Source organism: Rhizobium sp. BK602 (assembly GCF_014195095.1).
In the GTDB taxonomy this organism is placed as follows: Bacteria; Pseudomonadota; Alphaproteobacteria; order Rhizobiales; family Rhizobiaceae; genus Rhizobium.
This window is the reverse complement of record NZ_JACIBC010000005.1, coordinates 340,732-360,629: the sequence shown is the minus strand read 5'-3', so window position 1 is coordinate 360,629 and position 19,898 is coordinate 340,732. Positions and strand designations below refer to the sequence as shown.

The 19,898-nt window shown below is 62.0% G+C and carries 18 protein-coding genes; 10 read left to right on the top strand and 8 right to left on the bottom strand.

What is annotated here, in order from left to right; all coding sequences use genetic code 11:
* The first annotated feature begins 8 nt into the window (after positions 1 to 8).
* The 3 genes from FHX11_RS18310 to mqo all read left to right on the top strand — a co-directional run bounded on the left by FHX11_RS18310 (position 9) and on the right by mqo (position 3,603).
* The gene (locus FHX11_RS18310) at positions 9 to 986 is read left to right on the top strand and encodes a hypothetical protein (protein ID WP_184359101.1); all 978 of its coding nucleotides are present in this window, start codon (positions 9 to 11) and stop codon (positions 984 to 986) included.
* A gap of 267 nt (positions 987 to 1,253) precedes the next feature.
* On the top strand, positions 1,254 to 1,736 hold the full coding sequence (greA, locus tag FHX11_RS18305; protein WP_184359099.1) for a transcription elongation factor GreA: 483 nt from the start codon (positions 1,254 to 1,256) through the stop codon (positions 1,734 to 1,736).
* Positions 1,737 to 1,890: 154 nt separating this feature from the next.
* On the top strand, positions 1,891 to 3,603 hold the full coding sequence (mqo, locus tag FHX11_RS18300) for a malate dehydrogenase (quinone) (RefSeq protein WP_184359097.1): 1,713 nt from the start codon (positions 1,891 to 1,893) through the stop codon (positions 3,601 to 3,603).
* Between the two features lie 162 nt (positions 3,604 to 3,765).
* Here mqo and ugpC read toward each other — a convergent pair whose 3' ends face one another.
* From ugpC to FHX11_RS18270, 6 genes are all read right to left on the bottom strand, one after another.
* The gene (gene ugpC / locus FHX11_RS18295) at positions 3,766 to 4,833 is read right to left on the bottom strand and encodes a sn-glycerol-3-phosphate ABC transporter ATP-binding protein UgpC (protein WP_184359095.1); all 1,068 of its coding nucleotides are present in this window, start codon (positions 4,831 to 4,833) and stop codon (positions 3,766 to 3,768) included.
* Between the two features lie 29 nt (positions 4,834 to 4,862).
* Entirely contained in the window at positions 4,863 to 5,717 is an 855-nt protein-coding gene (locus FHX11_RS18290) for a carbohydrate ABC transporter permease (protein ID WP_184359093.1), read from the bottom strand.
* Positions 5,707 to 6,636: a sugar ABC transporter permease gene (locus FHX11_RS18285; protein ID WP_184359092.1), complete on the bottom strand. Its 930-nt coding sequence runs from the start codon at positions 6,634 to 6,636 to the stop codon at positions 5,707 to 5,709. The genes FHX11_RS18290 and FHX11_RS18285 overlap by 11 nt, the downstream gene beginning before the upstream one ends.
* Positions 6,637 to 6,713: 77 nt before the next feature.
* A complete protein-coding gene (locus tag FHX11_RS18280) occupies positions 6,714 to 7,928 on the bottom strand; it encodes a sugar ABC transporter substrate-binding protein (protein ID WP_184359091.1) in 1,215 nt (404 codons plus the stop codon).
* Positions 7,929 to 8,011: 83 nt separating this feature from the next.
* Complete coding sequence (locus FHX11_RS18275; RefSeq protein WP_184359090.1) at positions 8,012 to 8,797, bottom strand: DUF4037 domain-containing protein; 786 nt, start codon at positions 8,795 to 8,797, stop codon at positions 8,012 to 8,014.
* 33 nt (positions 8,798 to 8,830) lie between these two features.
* Complete coding sequence (locus FHX11_RS18270; protein WP_184359089.1) at positions 8,831 to 10,153, bottom strand: alpha-L-fucosidase; 1,323 nt, start codon at positions 10,151 to 10,153, stop codon at positions 8,831 to 8,833.
* Positions 10,154 to 10,358: 205 nt separating this feature from the next.
* Between FHX11_RS18270 and FHX11_RS18265 the strand changes: the two genes are divergently transcribed.
* The 7 genes from FHX11_RS18265 (at position 10,359) to FHX11_RS18235 (ending at position 17,026) form a co-directional block, all read left to right on the top strand.
* Positions 10,359 to 11,366, top strand: a complete 1,008-nt coding sequence (locus tag FHX11_RS18265) for a LacI family DNA-binding transcriptional regulator (RefSeq protein ID WP_184359088.1) — start codon at positions 10,359 to 10,361, stop codon at positions 11,364 to 11,366.
* Between the two features lie 246 nt (positions 11,367 to 11,612).
* Positions 11,613 to 12,578: a biotin synthase BioB gene (bioB, locus tag FHX11_RS18260; protein ID WP_184359443.1), complete on the top strand. Its 966-nt coding sequence runs from the start codon at positions 11,613 to 11,615 to the stop codon at positions 12,576 to 12,578.
* Positions 12,575 to 13,720: an 8-amino-7-oxononanoate synthase gene (locus tag FHX11_RS18255; RefSeq protein ID WP_184359087.1), complete on the top strand. Its 1,146-nt coding sequence runs from the start codon at positions 12,575 to 12,577 to the stop codon at positions 13,718 to 13,720. Before bioB ends, FHX11_RS18255 begins: the two co-directional genes overlap by 4 nt.
* Positions 13,717 to 14,355, top strand: a complete 639-nt coding sequence (gene bioD, locus FHX11_RS18250) for a dethiobiotin synthase (RefSeq protein ID WP_184359086.1) — start codon at positions 13,717 to 13,719, stop codon at positions 14,353 to 14,355. Before FHX11_RS18255 ends, bioD begins: the two co-directional genes overlap by 4 nt.
* On the top strand, positions 14,352 to 15,620 hold the full coding sequence (locus tag FHX11_RS18245) for an adenosylmethionine--8-amino-7-oxononanoate transaminase (RefSeq protein WP_184359085.1): 1,269 nt from the start codon (positions 14,352 to 14,354) through the stop codon (positions 15,618 to 15,620). The genes bioD and FHX11_RS18245 overlap by 4 nt, the downstream gene beginning before the upstream one ends.
* The gene (locus FHX11_RS18240) at positions 15,620 to 16,606 is read left to right on the top strand and encodes a beta-ketoacyl-ACP synthase III (RefSeq protein ID WP_184359441.1); all 987 of its coding nucleotides are present in this window, start codon (positions 15,620 to 15,622) and stop codon (positions 16,604 to 16,606) included. The genes FHX11_RS18245 and FHX11_RS18240 overlap by 1 nt, the downstream gene beginning before the upstream one ends.
* A gap of 162 nt (positions 16,607 to 16,768) precedes the next feature.
* Positions 16,769 to 17,026, top strand: a complete 258-nt coding sequence (locus FHX11_RS18235) for a DUF982 domain-containing protein (protein WP_348649716.1) — start codon at positions 16,769 to 16,771, stop codon at positions 17,024 to 17,026.
* A 39-nt stretch (positions 17,027 to 17,065) separates the two neighbouring features.
* On the opposite strand, the gene FHX11_RS18230 is transcribed toward FHX11_RS18235, so the two are convergent.
* Positions 17,066 to 17,668, bottom strand: coding sequence for a dimethylsulfoniopropionate lyase (locus FHX11_RS18230; RefSeq protein ID WP_184359084.1), 603 nt, complete (start codon positions 17,666 to 17,668; stop codon positions 17,066 to 17,068).
* Positions 17,669 to 17,716: 48 nt separating this feature from the next.
* A complete protein-coding gene (locus FHX11_RS18225; RefSeq protein ID WP_184359082.1) occupies positions 17,717 to 19,753 on the bottom strand; it encodes an NADH:flavin oxidoreductase in 2,037 nt (678 codons plus the stop codon).
* Positions 19,754 to 19,898: the final 145 nt, after the last annotated feature.

Sequence of the window (19,898 nt, the reverse complement as noted above, 5' to 3'; positions counted from 1 at the left end):
TCCTTACCTTGACCAGCAGCTCCCTTTCCTGGGGAAAGTGGGCCACCAATCCACCCACTCAGATTGGGAACGGCAATACCGCGAACTTCTATGCCGAAGGGGCGAAGGGGTCCGCCACTGGAACCCAAGGATCTGTCGTCTACTATTTCAGCGACAATCAGACCTATCTGACGATCAGTTTCGACATCCCTTATACCGGAGCGAATTCCGGAGGGCTCACCCTGGACGGTACGGGGATGAGCAATTATACCGCCCAGGAAACGGATGACAGCTATTCGACCGTCGTTTCCTTTCCCAGTTCCGGCAGCTCCGTCACCACCTATTTTGCCATCGGCCAGGCTTCGAGCAACGCCGCATTCGCGGAGACGGATTTCTCGGCGTCTATCAGACGCCGTCTCACACTGCCGAAGGCTGCCGCGCTGCCATCGGTCGATATTGCCACCGCGGCGAGGGCGATCTCCTGCGGCGCCATCCCCGGTCCCGAGCTGGTCAAGCTCTTCGACGGGAAGACAGAAGCCACCGCGCTCGACGTGCTGACGTCGGCGCCGCCGAACGTCGACAAGGCCGATGTCATCCGTTTCGTGGCCCTTTCCAATATCGTGCCGACCCAGACGGCATTCTCGGTATCGGTCGATTTTGCCAACCATGTCGTGGATGTTCTCGAGCCCAATCCCGAGGCCTATGGTGCGGCGTTGGACATCATCGACGACCTGAAAAAATATCCCGGCGGCGGTTCCGGCAACTTGACCAAGCTGGTGGACGAATTGGAGAGGGTGAAGGCGACGATGCTGGTCAGCCGGACGGCGGCGGCAAACGCGCCGAAAATAGCCGCGATCGAGGCCGTTCTGGCCTGCGTTCATATGGGCACGGGCGCCGCATTGGCGCAATCGGCTTCCTGCGCCCAATTGGCGGTCGAAGGGACCGACGAGGAAAAAACGATCGTGAAGTGGGAGTATGATTATCTCCTGGAAGCCCTGAAGGTGTAAGCCTTCAGCCGTTTGCGCATGGTTGGCCGCCGGACCCTTGGAGGTGCGGCGGCCAGGCCAAATCGAAGGAGACGGCGCGCGGACGAAGCGGGGCCTTCGTGATCAAGACAGGCTCTCTCCTCGACATGGATCCGGAGCGGCACTGGCCGCCGATGGCAGAATATTGCCGGTTGATCCATTGTTACCTTATATTGGGTTCTGACAGACGCGAGGCCGCCGTCCGATCATGGGCCGCCGGAGCGCATCACCCCCAAACGGAGTTTGAGATTGGCCGTTGCCTTCACCAAGGAAGAGAGTTTCGAAACCGCTTCGGAAACCCTGATACCTGACCGCCCGATTTCGCCTCATCCGAACCTTGTGACGGAAGCGGGATTGAAGGATCTCGAGGCGCAGCTTCAACACGCGCGCGAAGCCTATCATGCCGCAAGCGCGATCGAAGACGTGAACGAACGCCGGCGTCAGGCCGCACCTTCCTTGCGCGATCTGCGCTATTTCGCCGAAAGGGCGCGCACCGCCCAGCTCGTTGCGGACCCTAGTTCATCCGACGTCGTGGCGTTTGGCAATACGGTCACCTTCAGCCGCGACGATGGCCGCGTGCAGACCTATCGCATCGTCGGAGAGGACGAGGCCGATCCCAAGGCAGGGTCGATTTCCTACGTGTCTCCGGTCGCAAGGGTCTTGATGGGCAAGGCTGTCGGGGATGTCGTCAGCGTCGGCGCGCAGGAACTTGAGATCATCGCGATCTCGTAGAGCCCGATCAAGCATCATGATTGCCTCAAACATGGGCGGCCGAGCCCGCATGTCGCGTCTGGGCATAATGTCGCATGCCGCCTTGTCACAGTATGACGGATAGCTTATAGGCCTGCGCCGGGAGGATCGACAGCCGAATGATTTGAGGTTTGCGATGCCTAGCAATCACAAGAACATCCACACGTCTTCCGAACGCTCTCTCAACATTGCGATCAGCCGGCGCCAGCTTCTCGGTTCCGCAGCGACCAGCGTGGCTGTTCTCAGCCTTCCCGCATTGCCCAGTTGGGCGGCTCCCGCCGAAAAGGCGGTCGATGTCCTTCTCGTTGGCGGCGGTATCATGAGCGCTACGCTTGGCGTTCTGCTGACCGAGCTGGAGCCTTCCTGGACCATTGAAATGATCGAGCGGCTCGACGATGTCGCGATGGAAAGCTCCAACGGCTGGAACAATGCCGGGACCGGCCATTCAGCCCTGGCTGAGCTCAACTACACGCCCGAGGACGACAAGGGCAATGTCCATATCAGCAAGGCGGTCGAGATCAACGAATCCTTCCAGATCTCGCGCCAGTTCTTCGCCCATCAGGTGAATGCCGGTGTCCTGAAGAACCCGCGCTCCTTCATCAATTCCACCCCCCATATGAGCTTCGTCTGGGGCGACAAGAACACGGACTTCCTGGAAAAGCGCCATCAGGCGCTGAAGGCGAGCCCGCTCTTTTCCGGCATGCAGTTCTCGCGCGATCACGATGAGATCGCGAAATGGGTTCCGCTGATGATGGAAGGCCGAGACCGCTCGCAGAAGATCGCGGCCACCTGGTGCCCGCTCGGGACTGATGTGAACTTCGGCGAGATCACCCGGCAATATGTCGCCCATCTCAAGAGCCATCCGACCTTCAAGCTGCACACCTCTTCGGAGGTGCATGCGATCGAGCGCAACGAGGACGGCACCTGGCGCGTCACCTATGCGAACACCAAGGACGGCACCAGCAAGGGCACGATCAACGCGAAGTTCCTGTTCCTCGGCGCCGGCGGCGCTGCGCTGCCGCTGCTGCAGATGTCGGGCATTCCCGAGGGCGACGATTATGCCGGCTTCCCGGTCGGCGGCTCGTTCCTCGTTTGCGACAATCCCGAGGTGGTGAACCAGCATCTGGCAAAGGCCTATGGCCAGGCGTCGACCGGTGCGCCGCCGATGTCGGTGCCGCATCTCGACACCCGCATGCTGGACGGGAAGCGGGTGGTTCTGTTCGGACCGTTCGCCACCTTCTCCACCAAGTTCCTGAAGGAAGGCTCCTATTTCGACCTTCCGGCCTCGGTGACGCTCGACAATATCTGGCCGATGATCCGGGTGGCCCTGGATGAATTCAGCCTTGTCGAATATCTGGCGGGTCAGCTCATGCTGTCCGACGAGGACCGGCTGGCGGCGTTGCGCGAATATTTCCCGCAGGCCAAGGCGGAAGACTGGCGTCTCTGGCAGGCAGGCCAGCGCGTTCAGATCATCAAGCGCGACGAGGAAAAGGGCGGCGTCCTGAAGCTCGGGACCGAGATCGTCGCCTCGCAGGACGGCAGCATCGCCGCGCTGCTCGGCGCTTCGCCGGGTGCGTCCACCGCGCCGCCCATCATGCTCGATCTCCTCAAGAAGGTGTTCGCCGAGCGGCTCGCGACGCCTGAATGGCAGGAGAAGGTCCGCAAGATCGTGCCGAGTTACGGCATGAAGCTCAACGAGAATCCTGAGGCGCTTGCCCAGGAATGGGCCGCCACGGCCGAGCGGCTACAATTGGCGATCGCGTCTCCGGCGATCGATCCGTCCGTGCTTGCAAAGCCCGATGGCACTGGCAACGGTACGGTCCGCAAAGTTCCGGACATGGCGCTCTAATACACGGACGGATTGCTTTCGACGGCGTGAGAGGCTGGCGGTTCGTGCCAGCCACGGAAACATGATCGACGGCGGGTTGCGGGAATGCGCAACCCGCCGTCATTCGCTGATCGTTCGATATCGTGTCGGGCGCAAGCATGCATGCGCCGCCGGAGAGGCTGCTCAATGCAGCCGCTTGCCGCTCGCGGGATCGAATAGATGTGCTTTCCTGGCATCGATGCCGAGTGTGACCGATTGGCCTGGTGACACGGATGGGCGGTCTCGGACGGCGGCGACGATCGGCTGCGAGCCTGCCTGCAATTGCAGATGCGTTTCGGAACCCGTCGGCTCGATGATGGTTACCTTGGCTTTTACGCCGTCCGCACCGACGGTGATATGTTCGGGCCGAATGCCGAGTTGGACGGGCTGGCCGATATGGGGGCGGGCACTTTCCGGCAGGGGCCAGTCGATACCTTCCGCGGTTGCCAGTTTGAGCGTGCCCTCTCGTTCCACGACACGGCCGTCGATGAAATTCATCGACGGCGATCCGATAAAGCCGGCGACGAAGCTATTGGCGGGAGTGTCGTAGATTTCAAGGGGAGAGCCGACCTGTTCGATATGGCCGGCGCGCATCACGACGATACGGTCGGCCATGGTCATCGCCTCCATCTGATCATGGGTGACATAGACCATGGTGGTGCCCAGGCGCTGGTGCAGGGTCTTGATCTCGGTGCGCATCTGAACGCGCAGCTTGGCATCGAGATTGGAGAGCGGCTCGTCGAACAGAAACACCGAGGGATCGCGCACGATGGCGCGGCCCATCGCCACGCGCTGGCGCTGTCCGCCCGACAATTGGCGCGGATAGCGATCGAGGAGCGTGGTCAGGTCGAGAATGCTGGCGGCATCGTTCACCTTCCGCTCGATCTCCTGCCGGCTTCTGCGTGCGAGCTTCAGCGAAAAGGCCATGTTGTCGCGGACGCTCATATGCGGATAGAGCGCGTAGGACTGGAAGACCATGGCGATATCGCGCTCATTGGGTTCGAGGTCGTTGACGATGCCGTCACCGATTTCGATCTCGCCGTCGCTGATGCTTTCCAGCCCGGCGATCATCCGCAGCAGGGTGGATTTGCCGCAGCCGGACGGGCCGACGAGCACCACGAATTCTCCGTCCTCGGCGGCGACGGAGACGCCATGCAGCACTTCGAGCGCACCGTATCGTTTGACGGCGTTGCGGATCGTCAGTTTTGCCATATCTCTAGCTCCCCCGAGTCTGCAGGCGCTTAGCGCCCGCCCATGCCCGCATTGAGGGCGATGCTGTTGTAGATGAGCTTCTGGAGAATGATTGCGAGGAATATCCCCGGAAGCATCGATAGGGTGGCGCCGGCCATCAGATAGTTCCATTGCGTGCCCTGCTGCGTCTGGAACATGGTGAGACCGACCGGCAGGGTGGCATTGTCGGCGCCGGTCATGACGATCAGCGGCCAGAGGAAATTGTTCCACTGCCCCATGAAGGTGAACAGCGACAGAAGTCCGATCGCCGGCATCGACAGCGGCACGATGATGCTGACCAGGATGCGCAGCCGCGAGGCGCCGTCGATCCTCGCAGCCTCTTCCAGCTCCATCGGGATGGAGAGAAAGAACTGCCGCATCAGGAAGGCGCCGAAGGTGCCGAAGGAGATCGGCAGGATCACGCCCGGAAAGCTATTGACCATGCCCAGCCGATTGACGATCAGGAACAGCGGAATGATCAGCATCAGCGGCGGCACCATCAGCGTGCCGATATAGCCGAGCAGCAACATCTCGCGCGCCCGGAATTTCAGCCGCGCGAAGGCATAGCCGGACAGGCAGGACACCACGACGGTGATCGCAGTGACGCAGACGGCGATGATGGCACTGTTGAGGAAGAAACGGCCGAAGGGCAGTCTCGTCCAGGCGGCCGCGAAATTCCCCCATTCGAAGACCTCGGGCAGGATATGCACCGGTATGGCCGTCACCTCGGCATTGGAGCGCACCGCGTTCGAAACCATCCAGAAGAACGGGAACAGGAAGGCAAGCGCCACGAGGCCAAGCGCGGCGTGATTGAGTATGTCGAGCGCCAGCTTCCGGCGCGCCCTGGCGTTGGATTTAGCTGTCATAATGCACCCATTTGCGCTGAAGCCAGAATTGCAATGCCGTCAGCGCCATGATCAGCGCGAACATCACCCAGGCGATGGCCGAGGCGTAACCCATCTGGAAGTTCTGGAAACCGCGCTGGTAGATGGCATAGCCAAGCGTCGCGGTCGATGAGCCGGGTCCACCCTTGGTCATGACGTAGATCTGGTCGAAGACCTGCAACGAGGTGATCGCCGTCATCACCGTGCCGAAGAACAGGGTCGGCGAGATCAGCGGCAGGCGGATTTTCCAGAAGCGGTCCCAGGCCGTCGCGCCGTCGATGCGCGCGGCTTCCAGATAGCTCACCGGCACCATGTCGAGCGCGGCATTGAAGAGCACGGTATTATATCCGACCCCGGCCCAGAGCGAGGTGACGATCACGGCCTGCATGGCAAGCGTCCGATTGTTGAGGACGCCCGAAAACGGCAGCGAGAGCTGCGCCATCAGGCTGTCGAAAAGACCGCCGCTGCTGAAGATCAGCATCCAGACGATGGCGACCGCAATCAGCGGCGTGAAGGTGGGCAGGAAGAAGATCACCCGGAACCATCGCTGCCCGATCTTCAGGCTGGAGATCCATGTCGCCAATCCCAGTGACAGCACGATGTTGAGGATCAGATATTCGATCGTGAAGAAGATGGTGTTGCGCATGACCGTCCAGAATTGCGGATCGGTCGTAAACAGCCGCGCATAGTTGGAAAGGCCGACGAAACGCGGCGTGCCGAGCAATTGCCAATTGGTGAAGCTGAGCACGATCGACGCCAGGATCGGCAGGACGAGAAACAGCACGATGCCGATCAGGCCCGGCAGCAGAAAGAACAAAGCCGTCCACCCTTCGCCCCTGAACCATCTCGTCGCGTGCGGCTTTGCTCTCTTGGCCACGTCGGTGTCTTTGCCCGATATCATCAGGCTCCTCCTTTCCGGCGAGGGGCGCTGCGACCGGACCGATGGGCCCGGCCGCGGGCCGGCAATGCGCGCCGGGATCATGGAAGCTGGCTCTGAATGTCGGAAAGCACGCCTTCGGGCGTCGAATCTCCCGTCAGCGCCAGCGGCACATATTGCATCACCAGGTTCTCGAACTGGTTCCATTTCTCGTTGATGCGGAAGGGAGTGGTGTGGGCGAACATATATTGCAGCGTATCGCGGGTGCCACTGACATTCTTGGCTGCCCCGTCATACCAGGAGGTTTGCTGGGCTAGCCGCGCCGGTAGGGCGCGACCGGCCGAGCCCAGGATTTCGGCCGCCTTCGGACCGCTCAGCACCTGCAGCGCCTTGAAAGCCGCGTCCTTGTGCTGGCTGGCGGCGGAGATGCCCCAGCCCGAGCCGGCGGTGATGAAGCGTGACGCGCCGCTGCCGCGCGGCAGCGGCGCGATGCCGATCTTGAAGTTGACGTTGGCCTGCGCCGAGATCAGCGTCCATGGACCGTCGATATACATGGCGACGTTGCCGGAGGCGAAACGGCCGCTGGCCGCCGACGCGTCGGCGGCCGATGCAAAGACGGGGGAGAGCTTGTCCTTGGCGGTGAGATCGGCATATTTGCCGAAGGCTTCGGCAAAGCCCGCATTGGTCAGGTCGAATTCATTGTCGGAATTGAAATATTCCGCGCCCAAGGCAACCGGGCCGGCGATGAAGTCGAAGGCCTGCGTTCCGTAACCGTAGGTCCCGTCCTTGGTCAGTGCCTTGGCATCCGCCTTGAAATCGTCGAATGTCCAATCCTTGGCGGGCTCCTTCAGGCCGGCCGCGGCGAATTTGTCGCGATTGTAGAACACCATCCACGGGCCGACGTCATAGGGCAGCGCATAGAGTTTGCCGTCATAGGAAAGGCCCGACATGATCGAGGTTTCGAAGTCCGCGACTTTCACGTCGCTGGCCTTCACATAGCCGTCGAGCGGCTCGAGGAGCGAATAGAAATTCGGCATGCGCATGGACTGCATCGAGACGATATCGGCGACCTGGCCCGATGCCGCCAGAACCGGCAGGCGGGTCCAGTAATCCGTCCAGCCGGAAAGCTGCAGCTTGACCTTGATATCGGGATATTGCTGCGTGACGAGATCGGCCAGCTGCTGCCAGAGCTGGGCGTCGTTCGGCTCACCCCACATCTGCCATGTAACGGTGACCGGCGCGTCCTGCGCCTGGGCGCCGATGCCGGACAGGGAACTTGCCGCCAGAGCGGCCGCAAAAATCAGCGAACGGTTCATGATGGTTCCTCCTCCTTAAAGACTTTGGTTGCGTGCGGTCTTCAGTGCCCGGATCTCCCCTCCGGTTTGGTCTTGCAGCCGCCTCAGGCTGCGATCATGGCCTCCAGGTCGGCGATCATCCCGATCAGTTCGCTTCGCTGGCGCCGCCAGGCATCGGGATCGTGTCCCGGTTCCAGGATTGCGGTCATCCGCTGGAGGAAGTCGGGTGGCAGCCGGTCGAGTTCGCCCGCCATGGGCAGGTTCCAGCCGTCGCCCGGATAGTAGACCCGGTTGAAGGCAAAAACCGTCTGCAGAATGGCATTGGCAAGCTTTCCGGTCAGGCCCACCAGAAAGACGAGATCGCGGCGAACGACCTTGCTCTCATAGTGATAGTCCTTGGCCCAGTAGTGCAGGATCTCCATGTGCTGGCGCAGGACCGAGGCCCGGAGCGCCTCGGGATATTGCGCCAGCTGCTGTTTCCAACCGGCCAGCAGGCCGCGTGGATCGGCGATGATCTGCTGGCTGGCAAGGTCCGTCGGCAAATGATAGCCCCAGATCGTCCATTCGAAATTCTTCGGGACGGCGATGCCGGCAAGCCAGGCGTCCAAATCCTGCTGCACGCCGGCATAGCGCCGCATCCACACCCCGTCCATGCGGATGCCCTGCGCCTGCCAGCCGCGCATGGCGTCCTCGAAGCGTTTCCATGAGCCGGTTTGCCGGAGCTCCGGCCCACGATAGGCATCGGCATAGACGCGGAAGTCGAAATCCGATTGCGCGTCGGATCGTCCCTTGCCGCGCGAACCGGCCAGCGCGACGGCACCATCGCCGTCTTCGGCCAGATCGGCGATCAAGGGCGCCATCGCGGCAATGAGTTCGGCTTCGCGGTTCATGACGGCACCGGGCGGCTGGGCTTTGCTATCTCCTCAGTCCTTGAGGATCAGTTCGATGACCGGCGTCACGACATCCGGCTTGAGCACGGGCAGTTCCAGGCTCAGCATGCCGTCACCGACGGCAACACCGATATTGGAATCGACGTCGGCATCCGGGTCGAGCCAATGGATCTCGCTGGCGTCATGCAGGAACTGCGCATACTTCACCTTGCGGCCCAGCCCTTCGATATGGATGTGGCGGAATGGCCAGGTCTGGATGTGGAGATAGAGCCGATTGCCCTTCTGGGTGAAGCGGCAGCCGTTCGGAGCCTTGTATGTCGAGGGGCCGGCGCCGTAGATCGCCCGACCGTTCAGCCGCATCCAGTCCCCATAGGTGTCGAGCGCCTTGATCGCGCGGGCATCGAAGGTGCCGCGTCCCGTCGGGCCGACATTCATCAACAGGTTGCCGCCGAGCGAGACCGTGTCGATGAGGATGTTGATGAGCTGGCCGGCATCCTTCCAGCTCGTCTCGTCGCGATAATAGCCCCAGGAGCCGCTGAAGGTATGGCAAGCCTCCCAGCGGACGGGCAACCCGGCAACGGTCGGCGCGACGCGCGGCGTATATTGCTCCGGTGTCACCAGATCGGGCATGTGGTCCGCATCGCGTGGCAAGTCGAGCCGGTCGCCGACGATGATGTCGGGCTGCAATTCGCGCACCAGCTTGATCAGGCTCTCGCTCTCCCAATCGGCGCGGCCCTTGCCGGCAAGTCCCTTATATTCCCGGCGCGGGTAGCTGAAATCGAACCAGATCACATCGATCTTACCGAAATCCGTCAAAAGCTCGGTCACCTGATCGCGCATATATTGGGCATAGCGCCTGACGTCGCGGCCCTCGTTGAGCTTGGCGGCGTCGGGATGGTTGCGCTGCGGGTGATGTCCGTCGATCGGGAAATCCGGGTGGTGCCAGTCCAGCAGCGAATAATAGAACCCGACCTTGAGCCCTTCGGCGCGAAGCGCTTCGACATAGGGGCCGATCAGATCCTTGCCGTAGGGTGTGTTGGTGACCTTGTAGTCCGTGACCTTGCTGTCCCAAAGGCAGAAGCCTTCGTGATGCTTGGCGGTGAGGACCACATATTTCATGCCGGCGGCGCGGGCGCGGCGCGCCCACTCGCGGGCGTCATAGAGGTCGGGATCGAAATTGTCGAAATATTTCTGATAGGCCTCGGTGGTGAATTCCTCGCGGTTTTTCAGCCATTCGTGCCGCGCGCCGAGCGCATAAAGCCCGAAGTGGATGAACATGCCGAAGCGGTCGTGCGTAAACCATGCCTTGCCGCCGGCTGCCTCGCGGCCGCCGCTGATCATTCCTGCGTCGCTCATACTATCCTCCCAGGATCTCCAGTTTGATCGAACCGGTTCGATTTAATCATTGAATCTCCCATCCAGGATGTCAAGCGTGCTGTTGAAATCATTCGCCGGCATATTGCTTGAATTCCTGTAGATGTTAGATATGTGACAAAGGGTTGCATTGAGAATGCGTCTTCGCTACGCCGGCGGAAGGCGATAGAAACGGTTCGAAAGTCTGATGGCCACAATTCGCGATGTCGCCAAACTCGCCGATGTATCCGTATCGACGGTGTCGCTGGCCCTGAGCAATCCGGCTCGCGTCAGCCCGAAGACGCTGGAAAAAATCCGCCAGGCCGTGGCGGCGGTCGGCTATGTTGCCGACCCGCTGGCCCAGAGCCTGGCGCGTGGCCGCAGCCGCATGATCGGCTTCGTCGTCGGCAATGTCGGCAACCCGTTCTTCGGCGATATCCGGCGCGAGCTGGAAAACTATGCGCTCGATCACCAGCACTTCGTCGTGGTGACCGATTCTTCCGGCAAGACGGATCGCGAGAGGGCGATGGTCGAGCACCTGATTGGCCTCAAGGCCGCGGGTCTGGCGCTTGCGCCCTCCGGTTACGATCGGGACTATATCGACTTCATCGGTGGATTGAATGTGCCGATCGTCTGCTTCGACCAGAAGGTGGCTGGCATCGAGCGCGACTTCGTCGGCTCCGACAACCATCTGGCGGGAGCGATGCTGACCGAGCATCTTCTGCAGCTCGGCCACCGGCGCATCGCCTTCATCGCCGGCCCGAGCCATATGCATACGGCGACCGAGCGCTATCGCGGTTTCGTGGATACGATGGCGAATGCCGGCGTCGAGGTGAATCCGAATTTCGTCGTCGACGGACAGTTCACCCGCACCGCCGGCTACGAGGCGGCGATGCGCCTGCTGATTCAGCCCGAGCGCCCCACCGCCATCCTCGGCGCCAACAATGCCGTGGCCTTGTCCGCGCTGCAGGCGATGCAGGAGCTGGGCTTCCGTTGTCCCGACGACATTTCACTTGCCATGATCGACAATGTGCAATGGAGCTCGGTCATCACGCCGCGCATCACCATGGTGGTTCAGGATACCCTGGCTTTGGGCGGCATTATTGCCCGCCGCCTCATGCATCGGATCACCAGTCCGCAAAGTGCTGTCGAGCCACCGCAGGATTTCGTGCTGACCCCCAAGTTTGTCCCCGGCAATTCCTGTCGAAGGATCTGAATTTTCCGTCTGGTCTCGGTTGCTATGGCGTTGGGGTTTGATGCGCCCTGCGAGTGCGCGTGGCTGCATTTTCGATAGCCTCGCGGCAGGCGGAGTTCCCGATTTCGCGTCCGATGTTTCACGCCAGGATTGTTGGATCTTCCGATCTTCGCCGACTGGTTTGTTGCCAGAGGCTTGCTCTTATAAATTATAGATAATTAGATTCTATAATCTATCTAATGATGAGGATGAGATCATATGAAACCAATGAATGTTGCAAATGATGCCAAAATGACGATTCATGAGGCAAAAATTATCTATAATTTGCCATTCAACGATCTCATCTTCCGGGCGCAGCAGGTTCATCGCGAGAATTTCGATCCCAATGCCATTCAGATGAGCCGTCTCCTGTCCATCAAGACAGGCGGCTGCGCCGAGGATTGCGGCTATTGCAGCCAGTCTGCCCACTATCCCACCGGGCTCAAGGCCTCGAAGCTGATGGAAGTGGAGCGCGTTCTGGCGGAAGCGCGCAAAGCCAGGGATGGCGGTGCGACGCGCTACTGTATGGGGGCCGCTTGGCGCAATCCGAAGGAGCGCGACATGGAGGCTCTGGCGGCCATGGTCGAGGGCGTCAAGGCGCTGGGCATGGAGACTTGCATGACGCTCGGCATGCTGACGCCGGCGCAATCGGAGAGGCTCGCCGACGCCGGTCTCGATTATTACAACCACAACATCGATACGTCGGAACGCTATTATTCCGAGATCATCACTACCCGCACCTTCGAGGACCGGCTGGAGACGCTCGCGAATGTTCGTGACGCCGGCATCAAGGTCTGTGCCGGCGGCATTCTCGGCATGGGCGAGACGGTCGAGGATCGCATCTCGATGCTGGTGACGCTCGCCAATCTGCCCACGCCGCCCGAAAGCGTGCCGATCAACATGCTGATCCCGATCCCCGGCTCCAAGCTCGCGGATGCCGCCGCCATCGATCCGATCGAATTCGTGCGCACCATCGCGCTGGCACGCATCCTGATGCCGGGCTCCCATGTGCGGCTGTCCGCCGGCCGTACCGACATGAGCGATGAAATGCAGGCCCTCTGTTTCTTTGCGGGCGCCAATTCCATTTTCGTCGGCGAAACATTGCTGACGGCAGACAATCCCGGCGAGGATCACGACGCCGCGCTCTTCCGCCGGCTCGGTCTTCAGCCGATGGCGCTGGAATCCGCCCGTTGAGTTCGCCGGCACTTGCCCGCTACGAGGCCAAGCTCGCCGGTCTGCAGCGCAGGGGGAGGGCGCGAGCGCTCTTGCCACAGCAGGGAGTGGATTTCACCTCCAACGACTATCTCGGGCTTGCGAATGCGCCGCGCGTGAAGGCGGCGATATCGGCTGCCATCGAAAGAGGCGTTCCGGCCGGGGCCGGGGGCTCGCGACTGTTGCGCGGCAATCACGCCGAGCATGAAGCGCTCGAAGAGGAAGCGGCATCGTTCTTCGGCGCCGGCAAGGTGCTCTACTTCGGCAGCGGCTATGCCGCGAATGCGGCGACCTTTTCGACCCTGCCGCAGCGCGACGATCTGATCGTCCACGATGCTCTCATCCATGCCAGCGCACATGAGGGCATATCGGCGAGCAAGGCGCTATCGGTGGCCGTTCCGCATAATGATGTCGAGGCCTTCGACCAGGCGATCGGCCGCTGGCGGCAGGCCGGCGGCAAGGGACATCCCTGGATCGCGGTGGAGAGCCTCTATTCTATGGATGGAGACCAGGCGCCGCTCACGGCGCTTGCCGATATCGCCGACCGGCATGAGGGCTTTCTGGTCGTCGACGAGGCGCACGCGACCGGAATATATGGGCCTGATGGTCGCGGCCTTGCCGCTGGTCTGGAAGGCCGCGGCAATGTCGTGGTGCTGCATACCTGCGGCAAGGCGCTGGGCGTTTCCGGCGCGCTTCTGGCGCTGCCGGCCGTGCTTGCGGATCATCTCGTCAACCGCGCCCGCAATTTCATCTATTCGACCGCGCCGTCTCCTCTGATGGCAGCGGCGGTGCGCGAGGCGCTGCGCATGATCGCGGATGAACCAGAGCGCCGCGTGCGGCTCGAAGCGCTGATTAGCCATGCCGGCGAAGAGCTCCGGTCGCGGCTCGGCCTGAGCCCCAGCGGTTCGCAGATCCTGCCCGTCATGATCGGCGACAATGCCCGCGCGCTGCGGATCGCCGAGCGCATGCGTGCCGGAGGTTTCGATGTCAGGGCGATCCGGCCGCCGACGGTGCCGGAGGGCACGGCGCGTCTGAGGATTTCCATCACGCTCAATGTCGATGAAGGCCAGATTTCGGCGATGTCGGAGCGGCTTGCGATGGCAATAGAGGAGGATCGGGCATGAGCCCTTGCTTCGTCGTCTCCGGCACCGATACCGGCATCGGCAAGACGGTCTTTGCCGCGGCGCTCGCCGGCGCTCTGAACGGATATTACTGGAAGCCGGTGCAATCCGGGCTCGATGAGGAGACCGACAGCGAGCTCGTGGCGCGTCTCAGCGGGGTTGCGCGCGACCGCATCCTGCCGGAAGCCTATCGCCTGTCGATGCCGGCTTCGCCGCATCTGTCGGCCCGGCTCGATGGCATCGAAATCGAGCCCGATCGGCTCGTGGTGCCGAAAACGGATGGGCCGCTGGTGATCGAGGGGGCGGGGGGGCTTCTGGTGCCGCTCTCGGAGCGATTGGTATTCGCCGATATTTTCGCCCATTGGCAAATTCCGGTCATCCTTTGTGCCAGGACGTCGCTGGGCACGATCAACCATACGCTGCTGTCGCTGGAGGCCATGCGGCATCGCGCCATTCCCGTCTTCGGCATCGTCTTCATCGGTGATGAAAACCCGGAGAGCCAGAGGATCATCGTCGAAATGAGCGGTGTCCGCTCGCTCGGCCGGTTTCCGATCCTGCCGGATGTCACGCCGGATGAGGTTCGCCGGGCCTTTCGGGATAGCTTTGACCTGACCTCCTTCACGGAGGTAGCGGCATGACCAGCTCGTCCGTCTGGCACCCCTTCACCCAGCATGCGCTGGAGCCGCCGATCACACGGATCGCCTCGACCGACGGCGCCTATTTGATCGATGAGGACGGCAATCGCATTCTCGACGCCATCTCGTCATGGTGGGTCATCACCCATGGTCATCGGCATCCCGCCATCATGACGGCGATCCGGGAGGCGAGCGAAGCCTATGACCAGATCATCTTCGCCGAATTTTCGCACGCGCCGGCGGAAAAGCTGGCGGAAGGATTGATCCGCATCGCGCCGCCCGGATTGAAGCACGTCTTCTATTCCGACAGCGGCTCGACTGCCGTCGAAGTGGCCCTGAAGATGGCGCTCGGCTATTTCCACAACATCGGGCAGTCGCGCGACCGTATCGTCGTGATGGAACACGGCTATCACGGCGACACGATCGGGACGATGTCGGCCGGCGAGCGGGGGATCTTCAACGCCGCCTATGAGCCGCTGCTGTTCGGCGTGGACAGGCTTCCCTTTCCGGAGACGGGCATGGAGCAGCGCACGCTCGACGCTTTCGAAGCGTCCTGCCGCTCCGGCCGCGTGGCGGCCCTTGTCATCGAGCCGCTGGTGCTTGGTGCCGGCGGCATGAAGATGTACGAGCCCCAGGTGCTCTCGGGGCTGAAGGCGATCGCCGAGCGTTATGACTGCCTGTTCGTCGCCGACGAGGTGATGACCGGCTGGGGGCGGACCGGGCCATTGTTTGCCTGCGAACAGGCCGGCATAAGCCCCGATATCCTGTGTACCTCCAAGGGGCTGACGGGCGGCGCCCTACCGCTTGCCGCGACGCTCTGCACGGCCAGGATATTCGATGCGCATCTTTCCACCGACCGGCGCAAGACCTTCTTCCATTCCAGTTCCTATACGGCCAACCCGATCGCCTGCGCGGCGGCCGTCGCCAATCTCGAAATCTGGCGCGACGAGGCTGTGACGGAGCGCATTCAGGGCCTCGAAGCGATGCACCGGCAGCATCTGGCGAGCTTCGAAGGAGATGAGCGCTTTACCGGCATCCGTCAGGCCGGAACGATCGCTGCCCTCGATCTCGTCGTGCCGACCGGCGGCTATCTCGCCGATGTCGGTCCGCGCATGCGGCGCCTGTTTCGCGAACGCGGACTGCTCATCCGGCCGCTCGGCAACGTCATCTATCTGATGCCGCCCTATTGCGTGACTGCCGGCGAGGTCGCTCGTGCCTATGATGCCATCGACGAGGTGGCCTCCATCGTTCTCGGAAAGCCCCAATGATAGGGCCACTCTCATCCCGCATGAAGGGTTTCGGACATGCCGTTCCGGCCCGGTGTGTCGACAATGCCGAGATAGAGATGCAACTCGGCCTCGAGCGGGGATGGATATGGCGGCGCACCGGCATCCGGACGCGCCATTGGGCAAGCGACAGCGACACGCTGACGGACCTTGCCGCACGAGCCGGGCGGATGGCGCTGGACGATGCCGGAACCGCGCCGGCGGATATCGCGTTGACGCTGCTTGCAACCTCGACGCCGGATCATCTCCTGCCGCCGTCGGCTCCCTTGCTCGCGCATCGCCTGGGTCTTCCGCGATCCGGGGCGATCGATCTTGCCGGCGCCTGTTCCGGCTTTCTCTACGCGCTGACCCTGGCCGATGCCTTCGTGCGCGTGCATGGGCGTTCGGTCCTGGTGGTTGCGGCCAATATTCTGAGCCGCCGCATCAATCCGGCCGAGCGGGCCGGCGCCATCCTTTTCGCGGATGCCGCCGGCGCGGTCGTGCTGTCGCCGTCGCAAGACAGCGCGACCGGGCTCAAGGCGGCCGAGCTGGTGTCGGATGGCAGCGGTTATGATCTCATCTCGATTGCGGCGGGTGGAAGCAATCGGCCATTCGCGCCCGATATCGCCGCCGAGGACTATCTGATGTCGATGCGAAACGGGAAGGAGGTGTTTTCGCGCGCCGTCGACATCATGACCGATTGCTCACGCAAGGTGCTTGCGGAGGCCGGGGTGACGGCCGGGGATCTCGACCGTTTCATTCCGCATCAGGCCAATGCGCGCATTTTCGACGCTGTTTGCGGCAATCTCGGGATCGATCCGGCCAAGACCTCGCGCACGATCGAAACCTTCGGCAATTCGTCCGCCGCGACAATCCCGCTGTCCCTGTCGGTCGCCAATGCGCAGAGGCGCTTCGCGGAGGGCGAAACGCTGTTGCTGAGCGCAGCCGGCGCGGGCATGATCGGCGGCGCGGTGGTCATCGTCACATAATCCATCTACGGCTCGGAAAGCGCCAGACATTCGCCGTGATAGGCTGTTTGCATCCGTGGATCTTGAGTCGCCGACAATCCGGCGACGGCGGCTGCGGGCAGGAGGATTTTCCGGAACGCATTTTGCAAGGTTACCGAAGTATATGTGCTTTGGAGGTAATGCGTGTTGAAACGGGATACTTTGCGGCCGTTCCCGGCGGTAACATTGGTGATGCAGAGCACCGGGGAATATCGGCGTGTCAATTCGGTACAGGCCGCCACCGAGACCTTGCTGGAACATTGGCCGATCGACGACGGCGAGGAATACCTGACAGCGATCCGGATATGCCTCGATGCGATGATGGGCACGATCCGCCCGGATGCCGTGCGAGAGGCCTTGATCAAGGCGGCGGAAGAGGCAGGCGTGCCGGTGATGCAATAGGCCGCTCCACCGGGAGCGAAGCCTTTGACTGCCGGTCGCCTAATCCGGGCGATCGGCGAGCAGCGCCCAGAAGGCGAAGAGGGGCGTGTCGAGGGATCTCATCGCATGCCTGATCTCCGGCACGTTGTAGAATGACCCGCCGATGCCGGGTGAGAACCATTCTCCTTCCCCCTGCTGAAACTGCCCGTCCGAAAGAACCAGATAGACCTCTTCCGGCGCATGGTCATGGTCCGGATAGCGGACATTCGGCGCCATCAGCGTCACACCCAGCCAAATATCCTTGCGCTCCTCAAGCCCGCCCGGACCGAGGAGCATCGCGTTGGCATGTCCATCGGCAAAATTGGCGCTCGCCGTTCCCCCGCCGTCGGTCCGGCGCCACCATTCGAGCGCGGGCTCGATCGCCTTGAAGCATTCGATCAGGCGCCTGAGGCAGGGGTCGGAGGCTTCGACGGAAAGCGCCGTGTCGAGATGGGCGCAGATGGGCAAGCGGCTCCCCGGTCCCGGCCGCTGCGATGCGGGCGTTTCCAATGCCGCGAAAATCTGCCGGATCGACCGGCGAGCCTCCGGCGCCTGCGCGAACCGGTCGAATGCCAGGTGTGCGGCATCCACGAACGATTGTAAGCCTTCCCTGCGCTCCGTCATGATCTTTCCCTAATGACGATGGCGACGGCTTTGCCCGACGCCTATGGCTCAGATGTCCTTTGCGAGGCGAAGCCCGTCATAGATGGCGGCGTGGGTGTTGCGCGCCGCGACAGCATCGCCGATGCGGAAGAGCTGGAATTTGCCCTGCGGATTGCGCAGGACCGACTGAGGCTCGCCGGCGACCAACTGGTCGTGGGAGATTTCGCCGAGATTTTTCGAACGCGGCTTCAGCTCGAAATAAAGCTCATCGAGCGGAATGGTGCCGTGATTGATGACGACCTGATCGAAGCTGCGCTGCTTCGAAACGCCGCCATAGTCGCTGCCGACATGCGCGACGAGCTCATTGCCGCTTTTTTCGACGGAATCGAGCCGGTAAGTGACGGTGAAGGTCACATCGTGTTTCTGAAGCGAGCGCATATAGGGGACGAGGTTCATCGCCATGACTTCCGGTGCGAAAGAGCGATCCGGCGTCATGATTTCGACCTTGGCGCCGGCCTTGGCTAGGAATTCCGCCGCCTGCAGGCCGGCATGATCGCCGGCATCGTCGAAGATCAGCACGTTGGAACCCGGCTTGACGTCGCCCGAGATGATGTCCCAGGCCGAGACGACCAGGTCATTGCCCTTGGAGAGGACTTCGGTGTGCGGCATGCCGCCGGTGGCGATGATCACGACGTCGGGATTTTCCGCCTCGACGGTGCCGGCTTCCGCCCATGTGTTGAAATGGAAGGTCACGCCATGCTTTTCGCATTGGCTCATGCGCCAGTCGATGATGCTGATCATCTCTCTGCGGCGTTCGCTTTGCGCGGTGAGCCTTATCTGGCCGCCCGGATCGTTGGCCGCCTCGAAGACGACGACCTCATGCCCACGCTCGGCGGCGACGCGCGCGGCTTCAAGCCCAGCCGGGCCTGCGCCGACGATGACGACCTTCTTGCGGGTTGCGGCCTTGTCGATCGCATGCGGCATGGTCAGCTCGCGACCGGTGGCCGCATTGTGGATGCAGTAGGCGGCGCCACCCTGGTAGATGCGGTCAAGACAGTAATTGGCGCCGACGCAGGGACGGATGTCGTCCTCGCGCTTTTCGATGATCTTGCGGGCGATATGCGGGTCCGTCATGTGGGCGCGCGTCATGCCGACCATATCGACCTTGCCCGAGGCAATGGCGTGGCGGGCTGTCGCGACGTCGGGGATCTTGGCGGCATGGAACGTCGGGAAGCTTGTCGCCGCGCGGATTTCGCCGGCGAAATCCAGATGCGGCGAGTTCGCCATGCCCTGGATCGGGATCACATCCGTCAGGCCGGGATCGGTGTCGATATGGCCGCGGATCACATTCAGGTAGTCGATGAGGCCGCTGTCCCTGAGGCGCCTCGAAATCTCGATGCCCTCGGTCCTGCTGGTGCCGCCGGGAAGACATTCGTCGGCCGTATAGCGTACGCCCAGAATGAAATCCTCCCCAACCCTTTGCCGGATCGCCTTGAATACATCGAGACAGAAGCGCATCCGGTTGTCGAGGGAGCCGCCATAGGGTTCATCGAGCTCATTGGTGAGCGGCGACATGCATTGGTCGATCAGATGGCCATAGGCTTCCAGCTCGACGCCGTCCATGCCGCCCGCCTTCATGCGTTCGGCGGCATCGGCGAAATCCTTGATGATACGTTCGAAGTCCCAGTCTTCCATTTTCTTAGGGAAGGCGCGGTGAGCGGCCTCGCGCTGATGCGATGGCGCGACGACGGGAAGCCAATCGCCCTTGTCCCAGCGGGTGCGGCGCCCGAGATGGGTGAGCTGGATCATGATGGCGGCGCCCTGTTCGTGCACGGCGTCCGTCATGTCCCTGATCCACGGCACGATCTCGTCCTTGTAGGCGAGCAGGTTGTTGAATACCGGCGGGCTGTCCTTGGACACGGCGGCGGAGCCTGCCGTCATCGTCATCGCCACGCCTCCCTTGGCCCGCTCGACCGTATAGGCGCGGTAACGCTCCTTCGGCATGCCGTCTTCCGGGTAGGCCGGCTCGTGCGATGTGACGATGATGCGGTTGCGAAGTGTCAGGTGCTTGAGCTGGAAAGGCTGGAGCAGGGGATCGTTTTGCATCTGTCGGATTCCGGTTGGGGCTGTCATGGCCGAGGCTATGCGGAAATGTACATAAGTGTCAACGTCGAAAACAGTATGGTCATGTTTGTTGACATAAGTGTACATTCTCCTTGTGCGATGGAGTGCTTTTTGCTACGAGGTCAGG

Coding starts and splice junctions, on each gene's coding strand:
- mqo (WP_184359097.1), top strand. CDS start 1,891: ATGCCTAGCAATCACAAGAACATCCACACGTCTTCCGAACGCTCTCTC.
- ugpC (WP_184359095.1), bottom strand. CDS start 4,833: ATGGCAAAACTGACGATCCGCAACGCCGTCAAACGATACGGTGCGCTC.
- FHX11_RS18290 (WP_184359093.1), bottom strand. CDS start 5,717: ATGACAGCTAAATCCAACGCCAGGGCGCGCCGGAAGCTGGCGCTCGAC.
- FHX11_RS18285 (WP_184359092.1), bottom strand. CDS start 6,636: ATGATATCGGGCAAAGACACCGACGTGGCCAAGAGAGCAAAGCCGCAC.
- FHX11_RS18280 (WP_184359091.1), bottom strand. CDS start 7,928: ATGAACCGTTCGCTGATTTTTGCGGCCGCTCTGGCGGCAAGTTCCCTG.
- FHX11_RS18275 (WP_184359090.1), bottom strand. CDS start 8,797: ATGAACCGCGAAGCCGAACTCATTGCCGCGATGGCGCCCTTGATCGCC.
- FHX11_RS18270 (WP_184359089.1), bottom strand. CDS start 10,153: ATGAGCGACGCAGGAATGATCAGCGGCGGCCGCGAGGCAGCCGGCGGC.
- FHX11_RS18265 (WP_184359088.1), top strand. CDS start 10,359: ATGGCCACAATTCGCGATGTCGCCAAACTCGCCGATGTATCCGTATCG.
- bioB (WP_184359443.1), top strand. CDS start 11,613: ATGAATGTTGCAAATGATGCCAAAATGACGATTCATGAGGCAAAAATT.
- bioD (WP_184359086.1), top strand. CDS start 13,717: ATGAGCCCTTGCTTCGTCGTCTCCGGCACCGATACCGGCATCGGCAAG.
- FHX11_RS18245 (WP_184359085.1), top strand. CDS start 14,352: ATGACCAGCTCGTCCGTCTGGCACCCCTTCACCCAGCATGCGCTGGAG.
- FHX11_RS18230 (WP_184359084.1), bottom strand. CDS start 17,668: ATGACGGAGCGCAGGGAAGGCTTACAATCGTTCGTGGATGCCGCACAC.
- FHX11_RS18225 (WP_184359082.1), bottom strand. CDS start 19,753: ATGCAAAACGATCCCCTGCTCCAGCCTTTCCAGCTCAAGCACCTGACA.